Genomic DNA, 12,713 nt, shown 5'->3' on the forward strand with positions numbered 1-12,713 from the left:
AGATGTGTATAAGAGACAGATGCTATAGCAGCTAATACAGAAATTAATTTACCAGAAACTTTAGTTGAAAATGAAATTGATAATATGCTAGAAGGTTTCAGATATCAAATTATGCAACAAGGATTTGAATTTGATCAATACTTAGAGATGACTGGAATGAAAGAAGAAGATATTAGAGCAGATTATAAAGAACAAGCTGAAAAGAGAGCAAAAGCTAATTTGATTTTAGAGACAATTGCTAAAAATGAAGGAATTGAAGTAAGTGATGAAGATTTAGATGAAAAATTAGCTGAAATTGCTGAACGTCAAGGTCAAGATAAAGATCAAATAAAGATGTTCTTACAGATGCAAGGTCAATTAGCTTCATTAAAAGATAGCTTACAAATGGAAAAAACAATTGACTTCTTAGTTGAAAATAATTAATTTTTGTTGACTTTAATCAGATCAGAGAATTTTATAAATCGCCGTAATTCCCCTAAGTAGTAGAATTAACTATTGTGATGTATTTATTCAATTTAGTAATTGGTCATAATAAGATTCTTTTATGAAATTCTCTAAAATAATAGGTTTAAAAACTGTGAATATGGGTATAGTTAAAAGAAGGAGGGGGAAATTATGAATTTAGTACCAATGGTAGTTGAACAAACTAATAGAGGAGAACGTTCTTATGATATTTATTCTCGTTTATTAAAGGATAGAATTATTTTTCTTGGTAGTCCAATTGATGATAGAGTAGCTAATTCTGTGATTGCGCAATTATTATTCTTAGAAGCTGAAGATCCAGATAAGGATATATACATATATATCAATAGCCCAGGAGGGTCTGTTACGGCTGCTTTAGCTATGTATGATACAATTCAGTACATTAAGCCAGATGTTTCTACTATTTGTATGGGGTTAGCTGCTAGTGCTGGAGCTTTATTATTAGCAAGTGGAACTAGTAAAAAAAGATTTGCTTTACCTTATTCTAGAATCATGATTCACCAACCAATGGGTGGTGCTCAAGGTCAAGCTACAGATATAGAAATTCAAGCTAAAGAGATTCTTGAATTAAGAGATATTATCAATAATATTTTAGCTGACCATACAGGACAGCCAATTGAAAAGATTCAAAAAGATGTAGATAGAGACTACTTTATGTCAGCTGAAAAAGCTAAAGAATATGGTCTAATTGATGAGGTTATCACTCGCCAAACCGAGTTGGAAGGGTAGACTAGTAAAGGGGTGATATAATGTTTAAATTTGGGGACGAGAAAGGTCAACTTAAGTGTTCTTTCTGTGGTAAAGTCCAAGATCAGGTTAAAAAGCTTGTAGCTGGTCCTGGGGTCTATATTTGTGATGAATGTATTGAATTATGTAATGAGATTATTGAAGAAGAGTTGAATGAAGAAATAGAGTTGAATTTAGAAAGTGTTCCAAAACCTAAAGAGATAAAGAAGATTTTAGATGATTATGTTATTGGACAGGAAGATGCTAAAAAGACTTTAGCAGTAGCTGTTTATAATCACTATAAAAGAGTTAATTCAGGTATGAAAGTTGATGATGTAGAATTAGAGAAGAGTAATATCTGTTTAGTAGGGCCTACTGGTTCTGGTAAGACATTATTAGCTAGAACTTTAGCCCGTATTTTAGATGTTCCTTTTGCAATAGCAGATGCTACATCTTTAACTGAAGCTGGATATGTAGGAGAAGATGTAGAGAATATCTTATTGAAATTAATTCAAGCTGCTGATTATGATATTGAAAAAGCAGAAAAAGGAATTATCTACATCGATGAGATTGATAAAGTTGCCCGTAAATCAGAAAATCCATCTATTACTCGTGATGTTTCTGGAGAAGGGGTACAGCAAGCTCTGCTTAAAATATTAGAAGGAACAGAAGCAAGTGTTCCTCCACAGGGTGGGAGAAAGCATCCTCACCAAGAATTTATTCAAATTGACACATCAAATATTTTATTCATCTGTGGTGGTGCTTTTGCAGGAATAGATAAGCTGATAAAATCTAGACTTAATACCAAAGTACTTGGTTTTGGTGCTGATATTCAAAGTAAGAAAGAAGAGAATATCGGAGAGATATTAAAGCATATTAAATCGCAAGATTTATTAAAGTATGGATTAATTCCAGAGTTTGTAGGGAGAATTCCAGTAGTTGTTACTTTAGAAGAATTAGATGAGGGTGCTCTTGTTCAGATTTTAACTGAGCCTCGCAATGCTTTAATTAAGCAATATGTTAAGTTTTTTGAGCTAGATGATGTAGAGTTAGAATTTAGCGAAGAGGCTTTAAATGCAATTGCTAAAAAAGCATTAAAGCAGGAAACAGGAGCAAGAGGATTACGCTCAATAGTGGAAAATGCTATCTTAGACATCATGTATGATATACCATCAAGAAATGATATTTCTAAATGTATTATCACTCAGGATGTTATTGAAAAGAGAGAAAAACCAAAACTAGTTACAATTGATGAAACAAAAGAGGAAACTGCTTAAATATTTAAGCAGTTTCTTTTCTGTTTAAGGATAAAATCTCTTCCTAAGGTTATACTAACCTATGATAAATTAAATCAGGTTCTTTCATGGTATTAACTTCAATAATTATGGATGGCCTGAAACGTCATACAGGAGGAGATTTAATGAATCTTGCAATTAATGTTTTTAGTATAATTCAATTATTTTTTGCTATTGTAATTGGTATTTATTTTTGGAATATGCTTAAAAAGCAGAGAAATAGTAAAGTAGCGATAAATAGAGAATCTAAAAAAGAGATGGAAAAGCTGTATAAGATGAGAAGAAGATCTTTGACTGAGCCTTTATCAGAAAAGATTAGACCTAGCGATTTTTCTGAAGTAATTGGGCAGGAAGATGGATTAGAGGCTTTGAGAGCAGCTTTATGTGGCCCTAACCCTCAGCATGTAATTATTTATGGGCCTCCTGGAGTTGGAAAGACAGCAGCAGCCCGTTTGATATTAGAAGAAGCTAAGAAGAATCAAGGTTCTCCTTTTGATAATGAGTCCAAGTTTGTAGAGATGGATGCAACTACAGCTAGATTTGATGAACGTGGAATTGCTGATCCTCTGATTGGTTCGGTTCATGATCCTATTTATCAAGGGGCAGGAGCGATGGGTACAGCTGGTATTCCACAGCCTAAACCTGGTGCTGTGACCAAAGCCCATGGAGGAATCTTATTTATAGATGAAATTGGAGAGTTGCATCATATACAGATGAACAAATTATTGAAGGTGTTAGAGGATAGAAAGGTCTTTTTAGAGAGCTCTTATTATCATGAAGATGATAAGAATATTCCGCGCCATATTCATGAAATCTTTCAAAATGGATTACCAGCTGATTTCAGATTAATAGGTGCTACTACTAGAGGACCAGAAAATATTCCTCCTGCTATTCGTTCTCGCTGTTTAGAGGTCTATTTTAATCCTTTAGAGCCTAATCATATTGAAAAGATTGTAAATACTGCAATAGCAAAAATAAATTTTGGAGTTGAGGATGGAGTTATTGATGTTATTAGAAAGTATGCTTCTAATGGGAGACAGGCTATTAATATGATTCAAACTGCTGCTGGTATCGCTCGAACAGCTAAACGTTTTATTATTAAAGTTGCCGATATAGAGAGAGTAATAATGAATGGTCGTTATAATCCTAGACCTATGGACAAAATTCCTAGTAGTCCACAGGTGGGGATTGTTAATGGCTTAGCTGTTATTGGTGCTAATATGGGAACTGTAAACCAACTAGAGGTTTCAGTTAAAGAAGTAGGTGAAGGTAAAGGAAGGTTGAACATTACTGGTATAGCTGAGGAAGAAGAGCAGGGCAATCAATATAGGAAGATTAGAAGAAAGAGTATGGTCAGAGGTTCAGCAGACAATGTTGTGACTGTTTTGAGCAAGATTATGGACATTGATTTAAGAGATTATTTTATACATATTGATTTTACAAGTGATGCTGTTGTTGATGGTCCTTCTGCTGGAGTGACAATGGCAGTAGCTCTTTATTCGTCCTTGACAGGATATCCTATAGATAATAAAGTTGCTATGACTGGAAAGATATCAATTAATGGTATGGTACGTCCTATTGGAGGAGTTGTTGCCAAAGTAAGAGCTGCTATTAGGGCGGGAGTTAAAAAAGTATTAATTCCATCAGATAATTGGCAACAGATATTTAATGGGGAAGAGTTTTCAAAGATAGATATAATCAAAATAGATACTTTGGATGAAGCATTGCGAGAGTCAATATTAATAGAAGATTTAGAAGAGGAAAAGGTTGATATAGATTTAGGATCTGATTTTATCTCTGCTCCTTTAGTATGAAATAATTAGTAAATGTTAACCTTCAAGTATTAATTATTGACTTATTAAAGAGAATTAATACTAATAACTTGAAGTAATTGCAGGACTTTAATTGTAATTAATAGAATAATGATAGGTGATGATTCTATAAATGGAGGTGTAGTTATGGCTGAAGAGTTGAAAAAGGAGAAGAGGAAGAGAAATTCTATGCCCTTATTGGCATTAAGAGGTTTAGTTATATTCCCAAACATGATAATTCCTTTGCTGGTTGGCAGAGAACAGTCTTTAGAAGCTTTGGAAAAAGCAATGGTAGAAGACAAAGAGATTTTATTATCTGCCCAGCATGATGAGACTATTGAAGGGCCAACTAAAGATGATATTTATAATGTAGGTACTGTTGGAGAGATAAAACAGTTGATGAGGTTACCTGATGGAACTGTTAAAATCTTGGTAGAAGGATTAAGAAGGGTAAAGATTGCAGACTTTATCCAAGAAGACCCTTATTTTGAGGTTGAAATTGAAGAAATTTTACATCAAGAAGAGGTAGATACAGAGATAGAAGCCTTAATGAGAGGGGTAACTAATAGCTTTGAAGATTACATAAAGCTTAACAAAGTTGTACCACCAGAAGCTATGATGACAATAGTGAATATAGAAGAGCCTGACAGATTGATTGATATCATTGTTTCACATATCTCTTTAAAGGTTAAACAGCAACAAGAGATTTTAGCTACTATTTCTTATGAAGAACGGTTGACTAAGCTGTATAAACTTTTAGAAAAAGAGATAGAGATTTTAAAGGTAAAGAATAAAATCAACAATGAAGTTAGGAAACAGGTAGAGAAAAGACAAAAAGAGTATTATTTAAAAGAGCAGATGAAGGCAATAAAAAAAGAATTAGGAGAAGAAGATAGCTTTACTGAAGAGGTAAATGAGTATAAGTCTAAATTGGAGGAAACAGAATTACCAGAAGATGTTGAGAAGAAGGTAAAAGAAGAGTTAGATAAGCTTCAAAAGATGCCTAGAAACTCAAGTGAAGGTGTTGTAGTTAGAAATTATTTAGACTGCATATTTGATCTACCTTGGAATAATTATAGTGAGGACAAATTGGTAATTAAAGAGGTAGAAGATCAATTAAATGAAAATCACTATGGGTTAGATGATGTTAAAGAGAGGATTTTAGAGTATCTAGCAGTTAGAAAATTAAGTGAGAAGCTTAAAAGTCCAATCTTATGCTTGGTAGGTCCGCCTGGAGTTGGAAAGACTTCATTAGGGAAATCTATTGCAAATTCTATCAACAGAGAATTTGTTAGGCTGTCTTTAGGAGGGGTTAGGGATGAGGCTGAGATTAGAGGACATCGTAGAACTTACATAGGTGCTAGGCCAGGACGAATAATAAATGCTATGCGTGATGCAGGAACGATGAATCCAGTCTTCTTATTAGATGAGATTGATAAGATTACTAGTGATTTTAGAGGAGACCCTGCAGCCGCTTTATTAGAAGTCTTGGACCCTGAACAGAATAATGACTTTACTGATCATTACTTAGAGTTAAGTTTTGATTTATCTGATGTTATGTTTATTACAACAGCCAATACTATTAGTACAATTCCTAGGCCATTATTAGATAGAATGGAAGTTATCAATCTTCCAGGCTATACTGAGGGAGAGAAGATAGAGATTGCTGGGCGCCATCTATTGCCAGGGCAGATTAAAGATCATGGACTGGTAGAAGATAACTTTAATTTATCGGAAAATGCTCTTAAAAAGGTCATTAGAAATTATACTAGGGAAGCTGGAGTAAGGAATTTAGAAAGAACTCTAGGAAAAATCTGCCGAAAAGTAGCTAAAGAGGTTGTAGAAGGAAAAGATACAGCTACTAGAATTGATATCAGAAACCTAGATAAATATTTAGGAATCTCTAAATATGATTATGGTAAAGCTGAAGGTGAAAATAGAGTTGGTGTAGTAACTGGATTGGCTTGGACCCAATTAGGTGGAGATATACTTGATATTGAGGTATCGATTATTCCAGGTGATGGAAAATTGATCTTGACAGGTAAATTAGGAGATGTAATGAAGGAGTCTGCCCGCATAGCTTTAAGTTATGCAAGAACTAAATCTAAAGCGTATGATTTCCCAGAAGAGTTCTATAAAAAATATGATATCCATGTTCATGTTCCTGAGGGAGCTATTCCCAAGGATGGACCATCAGCAGGAATCACTTTAGCTACTGCGCTCATTTCAGCTCTATCAAATAGAGAAGTTGACGGAGAGGTAGCAATGACAGGAGAGGTAACCCTAAGAGGTAGAGTCTTGCCAGTTGGAGGAATCAAGAGCAAGGTCTTGGCTGCTCATCGAGCAGGAATCAAGAAGATAATCTTATGTAAGAAGAATGAAAAGGACTTAGAAGAAGTTCCTGATAATATCAAGCGTGATTTAGAATTTGTTTTAGTTGAAGAGATGGAGCAAGTGCTTGCAGAAGCGATAGTGGAGGGCGATGAAAATGAAGATTAATAATCCAGAGTATATTCTTAGTGCAGTTTATCCTAAAGATTATCCCTTTCATCATCTGCCTGAGATTGCTTTAGCAGGTCGTTCTAATGTAGGTAAATCATCTTTGATTAATAAAGTGGTCAACAGAAAGAAGATGGCCTTTACCAGCTCTAAGCCTGGAAAAACCCAAACAATTAACTTCTATCAAATAGATAATTATTTCTATTTTGTAGATTTACCAGGCTATGGATTTGCTCGAGTATCCAAAGAGGAGAAAGAGGAATGGGGTAGAATGATTGAGAATTACCTAATCAATCGTAGTAACTTAGAGGCTTTGATATTAGTAATAGATGCTCGCCATAAACCAACTCAAGATGATGTGCAGATGTTGGATTGGATAATTGAAATGAATATGCCTGCGATGATAGTTGCTACTAAGGTAGATAAGCTTAAGAAGAGCCAAAGAAAAAAGCAAGAGAAGTTAATTAAGGATACTTTGCGTATTACCGATCTTGCACCTTTTACCTTCTTTTCTACAGAAACTGGAGAAGGAAAGGATAAGGTAATTCAATTTATTGGTCAGTTTATGGATTAAGAGAAAGAACGAGTTAATAGTTGACAAGCAGAACTATTAATTATATGATAATATGTGACAATAAAATAGACTAAAAGCAATCAAGGAGAGGAGTAGGTTGATCCCTCCCTAATAGAGATAAGTACCCTGAGGCTGGAAGGTATTTTTAGGGATATTGGCTGAAGTAGCTCTGGAGCTGTTAAGCTGAAAATTCAGTAGGTTTAATCGGAAGCTAGCCGTTATCTAGTATCAGGTTCATTAGAACAATTATTTATTCTTACATATACCTGAAGTGAGTGCTAAGTTAGAACTAAGGTGGTACCGCGGAAGATAGAGACTCTTTCGTCCTTAATTTAAGGATGGAGGGGTCTTTTTATTAAATAATTTAGTGTGAGTGTCTGTGTGAGTTATTTAGTGTTGAGGTTTTTCACATTTACACTCAATACTTACACTATATAAAAGGAAGTGAGATTATGAGTGAAGAGAAGAAGAATTTATCAACAACCTATGACCCTAGTCAAGTAGAAGAAAAATGGTATGAATATTGGAACTCAGAAGGTTATTTCCATGCAGAACCGAATGCTGAGAAGGAGCCTTTTACAATTATGATGCCTCCTCCAAATGTAACTGGTCAATTACATATAGGTCATGCTTTAGATATGACTTTCCAAGATATCTTAACTAGATGGAAGAGAATGCAAGGCTATGAAGCTTTATGGGTACCAGGAACCGACCATGCTAGTATCGCTACTGAGGTTAAGGTAGTTAAGAAGATGCAAGAAGAGGAAGGGCTAACTAAAGAGGATGTTGGTCGTGATGGATTTTTAGAGAGGGCTTGGCAATGGAAAGAGGAGTATGGTGGAAGAATTACTAAACAGCTTAAAAAATTAGGTGTCTCTTGTGATTGGGAGAGAGAGAGATTCACTATGGATGAAGGTTGTAATCAAGCAGTTAAGGAAGCCTTTGTGCAATTATATGAAAAAGGTTTAATCTATCAAGGTGACTATATAGTTAACTGGTGTCCAGAGTGTAAGACTACCTTATCGGATATAGAGGTAGAGCATGAGGACAAGCCAGGTAAATTATATCATATCAGATATAACCTTAAGGATAGTGATGATTATATTGTAGTAGCTACTACCCGTCCAGAGACATTGCTTGGAGATACAGGGGTAGCTGTAAATCCTAATGATGAACGTTATCAAGATATAATCGGTAAGCAGGTTATAGTACCAGTTGTTAATCGGGAGATTGAGATAGTAGCTGATGATTATGTAGACTCTGAATTTGGTACAGGTCTAGTTAAGGTAACTCCTGCCCATGACCCTAATGACTTTGAAATTGGTGAACGTCATGACTTAGAGATTATTAAGGTAATTAGTGATGATGCAGTGATGACCAAGGCAGCAGGAAAATATGAAGGGTTAGACCGTTATGAATGTAGAAGCCAGTTGATTGATGATCTAAAATCAGCAGGGTTAATCGAAAAGATAGAAGATCATGATCATTCTGTTGGTCAATGTTATCGTTGTGATACTACAATTGAGCCATTAGTATCTAAGCAATGGTTTGTAGCTATGGAGAAGCTAGCTAAGCCTGCTATTGAGGCGGTTAAAGAAGGTGATATTAACTTTGTTCCAGATAGATTCTCTAAAGTATACTTTAATTGGATGGAGAATATTAGAGATTGGTGTATCTCTCGTCAATTATGGTGGGGGCATCAGATACCAGTCTGGTATTGCCAAGATTGTAATGAAGTAATTGTAAGAACAGAAGAGCCAGCAGAATGTCCAAAGTGTGCTAGCACTAATCTAAAGCAGGATGAAGATGTACTAGATACTTGGTTTAGCTCAGGACTATGGCCTTTTTCTACTTTGGGGTGGCCTACAAATAAAGAGTATGTAGATTACTTCTATCCAACTGATGTGCTAGTAACTGGTAGAGATATCATCTTCTTCTGGGTAGCTAGAATGATCTTTATGGCCCTAGAGTGTAAAGGTGAGATACCATTTAAGGATATTTATATTCATGGACTTGTTAGAGACTCTGAAGGGCGTAAGATGAGTAAGTCCTTAGGAAATGGTGTAGATCCAATTGAGGTAATTGAAGAATTTGGTACAGATACTTTAAGATTCAGTTTGATTACAGGAAATACTCCAGGTAATGATATTAGATATCGACCTGAACGAGTAGAATCAAGCCGTAACTTTGCTAATAAACTATGGAATGCTTCCCGCTTTGTATTGATGAATCTAGAGGATTTTGATTTAGAAGAGATAGATTATGGAAAGTTAAATTATACTTTAGCAGATCAATGGATTCTAAGCAGATTGAATAAGAAGATCAATCAAGTAACTAAATTATTGGAAGAGTATCAATTTGGTCAAGCAACTCAAGAGTTGTATGATTTTGTCTGGAGAGAGTTCTGTGATTGGTATATTGAACTGGTTAAACCTAGATTATATCAACAAGATAATGTAGCTGACCGTCAAACAGCTCAATATGTAACTTGGTTTACCTTAGATAATATCTTGAGATTATTACATCCATTTATGCCTTTTATTACTGAGGAGATTTGGCAACATGTAACTGCTAAAGAAGAAGAGAGCTTGATGGTCTCTCATTGGCCAGAAGCGGATAGTTTAGCTACCAATAATCAAGCTGAGTCCAAGATGGAGCTAGTAATGGAGGTAATCCGAAATATTAGAAATATCAGAAATGAGATGAAGGTCAATCCAGGTAGAAAGATTACAGCTATTTTAACTTCTGAAGTTGAGGATAAGTTAGCGGTAGTAGAAGAAGGAAGAGAGTATATTGCTAATTTAGCCAATATTGAAGAGTTAACTATTAGTAAGGAAGTAACTGACAGACCAGAGCAAGCATCGACTGCAATTACTAGTGAGATTGAAATTATCTTACCCCTTGCTGGTATGGTAGATATCGATAAAGAGATTGCTCGTTTAGAGCAAGAGATTAAGAAGATGGAAGCTGAGATTAAACGTGCTACAGGTAAATTATCAAATGCAGGATTTGTAAATAATGCTCCAGACCATCTGGTAGAAGAAGAGAGAAGAAAGAAGGAAGAATATAGTGCTAAAAAGGTACAGTTAGAAGAGACTTTAGCAAGCTTAAAAGGATAATTGATCAAATAGATATTAGACAGTCTATAATAGGCTGTCTTTTGTCATAGATTTAAATTATTACAATATACCCAAAATGTACTACATAAAATTAATAAGGTTAGCTTGTTTTATAAATCATAATGATTATAATTATCAGTAAAATTTTGGAGCTGAGCCAATTTATTTAAGAATAATTTCTTTTAACTCCAATTCTTATTGACAATTATCGTCAGATATTATAATCTAAGCATAGTATAATTTCTTTAATGAAAATTACAATTTAAGGAAAAATAGATTAGTGTAATCTGCTTTTATACCCAAGGAGGAAAAGATGAAAATAAGAGATGATATTAGAAATATAGCAATTATTGCTCACGTTGACCATGGTAAGACTACTTTAGTAGATGGAATGTTAAAGCAAAGTGGTATCTTCCATGCTAAACAGGAAGTTGAAGAGAGAGTAATGGATAGTAATGATTTAGAGAAAGAGCGAGGAATTACTATTCTTGCTAAAAATACAGCTATCAAGTATAAAGATACTAAGATTAACATTGTTGATACTCCAGGTCATGCTGACTTTGGAGGAGAAGTAGAGCGTATCTTAAAGATGGTTGATGGAGTATTATTGATTGTTGATGCTTTTGAAGGACCAATGCCTCAGACTAAGTTCGTATTGACTAAGGCGTTAGAATTAGATTTAACACCAATTGTGGTAATCAATAAGGTTGATCGTCCAGATTCTCGACCACAGGTTGTAGAGGATATGGTCTTAGATTTATTTATTGAATTAGGTGCCAGCGAAGAGCAGATTGAATTTCCAGTAGTTTATGCTTCTGCTTTAGAGGGATTTGCTACGACAGATTTAGCTGATGATAGTGATAACTTAGAACCACTATTTAAATCTGTTATTGAACACATTCCAGCTCCTCAAGGTGAGATAGAGGCACCCTTCCAAATGATAGTTACTACTATTGAGTACAATGACTATGTAGGAAGAATGGCTATAGGTAAGGTCAACCGAGGAGAGGTTAAAAAAGGTGAGAAGGTAGCTATCTGTAAGCAGGATGAGAGTATAGAGTATAAGAATATCACTAAAATCTTTACTTATCAAGGATTAGGTAAAGAAGAGGTTGAAAGTGCTAAGATGGGTGATATTATTGCTCTTGCAGGAACTGAAGATATCAATATCGGTGAGACGATTGCCGATGCTGAAAATCCAGAAGCCCTACCTTTTATTACTATCGAAGAGCCAACAGTAACTATGACCTTTACAACTAATGATAGTCCTTTATCTGGACAAGAGGGGGATTATGTTACTTCTCGCCAATTAAAAGATAGATTATTCAAAGAGTTAGAGAAGAATGTTGCCTTAAGAGTTGAAGAGATAACTCCTGATACCTTCAAAGTTTCAGGTAGAGGTGAGCTACACTTATCTATTTTAATTGAGACTATGCGACGAGAAGGCTATGAATTGCAAGTATCTAAGCCAGAAGCTATCATTAAAGAGATAGATGGACAGAAGATGGAGCCAATTGAAGAGGTTACTATTGATGTGCCAGAAGAGTTTATGGGTACTATCATTGAAGAGTTAGGAAAGCGTAAAGGTGAAATGAAGAATATGACTCATCTAAGTCAAACTAGAATTAGGTTGACTTTTGAAATTCCTGCTCGTGGATTAATCGGTTTTAGGTCTGAATTTTTGACTAAGACCAAAGGTGAAGGGATTTTAAATAGTACCTTCTCCCATTATGATAATTATCGTGGAGATATGAGTACTCGTAGAAATGGTTCGATAGTAGCTGATAGATCAGGAGAAGCAACTCGTTATGGAATCTTTAATGCTCAAGATCGTGGTACCATCTTTGTAGACCCAGGAACTAAGATTTATGCAGGAATGATCGTTGGTTCCAACTCTAGAGAACAAGATTTAGATGTGAATATCTGTAAAGAGAAGAAGCTAGATAATATGAGATCTTCTGGTTCTGATGATGCAATTATGCTAACACCAGCTACTAAATTTACTTTAGAAGAAGCTTTAGAGTATATTACAAGTGCAGAGCTTGTTGAAGTTACTCCAATTAATATTAGATTAAGAAAGAAGATTTTAGATAAGAAAAGACGTATTAAGTCTAAGAAGTAATAAGTTATATATAGTGTGAGTTGTGAGTGTCTGTGTGAGATAGGTTTGTCCTATAAGACTCACACTCACACAGACACTCACACT

General features: G+C 34.9%; 8 protein-coding genes and 1 other annotated feature. All 8 genes read left to right on the forward strand.

Annotated elements, in window-relative coordinates; genetic code table 11:
* Window positions 1-24 precede the first annotated feature (24 nt).
* The 8 genes from ACTCDL_RS05485 to typA all read left to right on the forward strand — a co-directional run bounded on the left by ACTCDL_RS05485 (window position 25) and on the right by typA (window position 12,629).
* Window positions 25-423, forward strand: coding sequence for a hypothetical protein (locus ACTCDL_RS05485; RefSeq protein WP_463174803.1), 399 nt, complete (start codon window positions 25-27; stop codon window positions 421-423).
* 192 nt (window positions 424-615) lie between these two features.
* Window positions 616-1,212 (forward strand): ATP-dependent Clp endopeptidase proteolytic subunit ClpP, encoded by a 597-nt coding sequence (gene clpP, locus ACTCDL_RS05490; RefSeq protein WP_097018231.1) that lies wholly within the window; start codon window positions 616-618, stop codon window positions 1,210-1,212.
* A 20-nt stretch (window positions 1,213-1,232) separates the two neighbouring features.
* Window positions 1,233-2,486 carry an ATP-dependent protease ATP-binding subunit ClpX gene (clpX, locus tag ACTCDL_RS05495; RefSeq protein WP_463174712.1) on the forward strand — a complete coding sequence of 418 codons (1,254 nt, stop codon included), beginning with the start codon at window positions 1,233-1,235 and terminating at the stop codon, window positions 2,484-2,486.
* A 143-nt stretch (window positions 2,487-2,629) separates the two neighbouring features.
* Window positions 2,630-4,318, forward strand: coding sequence for an ATP-dependent protease LonB (lonB, locus tag ACTCDL_RS05500; RefSeq protein ID WP_463174714.1), 1,689 nt, complete (start codon window positions 2,630-2,632; stop codon window positions 4,316-4,318).
* A 144-nt stretch (window positions 4,319-4,462) separates the two neighbouring features.
* Complete coding sequence (lon, locus tag ACTCDL_RS05505; protein WP_463174717.1) at window positions 4,463-6,814, forward strand: endopeptidase La; 2,352 nt, start codon at window positions 4,463-4,465, stop codon at window positions 6,812-6,814.
* Window positions 6,804-7,388 (forward strand): ribosome biogenesis GTP-binding protein YihA/YsxC, encoded by a 585-nt coding sequence (gene yihA / locus ACTCDL_RS05510; RefSeq protein ID WP_097018234.1) that lies wholly within the window; start codon window positions 6,804-6,806, stop codon window positions 7,386-7,388. The genes lon and yihA overlap by 11 nt, the downstream gene beginning before the upstream one ends.
* Window positions 7,389-7,458: 70 nt before the next feature.
* Window positions 7,459-7,720 (forward strand) — a binding site (T-box leader).
* 120 nt (window positions 7,721-7,840) lie between these two features.
* A complete protein-coding gene (locus tag ACTCDL_RS05515; RefSeq protein WP_463174719.1) occupies window positions 7,841-10,507 on the forward strand; it encodes a valine--tRNA ligase in 2,667 nt (888 codons plus the stop codon).
* A 313-nt stretch (window positions 10,508-10,820) separates the two neighbouring features.
* Window positions 10,821-12,629, forward strand: a complete 1,809-nt coding sequence (gene typA, locus ACTCDL_RS05520; RefSeq protein WP_463174721.1) for a translational GTPase TypA — start codon at window positions 10,821-10,823, stop codon at window positions 12,627-12,629.
* Window positions 12,630-12,713: the final 84 nt, after the last annotated feature.

It is taken from the genome of Orenia sp., from assembly GCF_055140805.1.

Bases quoted from the DNA above. Each gene is read 5' to 3' on its own strand.
- clpP (WP_097018231.1), top strand. From the start codon at position 616: ATGAATTTAGTACCAATGGTAGTTGAACAAACTAATAGAGGAGAACGT.
- clpX (WP_463174712.1), top strand. From the start codon at position 1,233: ATGTTTAAATTTGGGGACGAGAAAGGTCAACTTAAGTGTTCTTTCTGT.
- lonB (WP_463174714.1), top strand. From the start codon at position 2,630: ATGAATCTTGCAATTAATGTTTTTAGTATAATTCAATTATTTTTTGCT.
- lon (WP_463174717.1), top strand. From the start codon at position 4,463: ATGGCTGAAGAGTTGAAAAAGGAGAAGAGGAAGAGAAATTCTATGCCC.
- yihA (WP_097018234.1), top strand. From the start codon at position 6,804: ATGAAGATTAATAATCCAGAGTATATTCTTAGTGCAGTTTATCCTAAA.
- ACTCDL_RS05515 (WP_463174719.1), top strand. From the start codon at position 7,841: ATGAGTGAAGAGAAGAAGAATTTATCAACAACCTATGACCCTAGTCAA.
- typA (WP_463174721.1), top strand. From the start codon at position 10,821: ATGAAAATAAGAGATGATATTAGAAATATAGCAATTATTGCTCACGTT.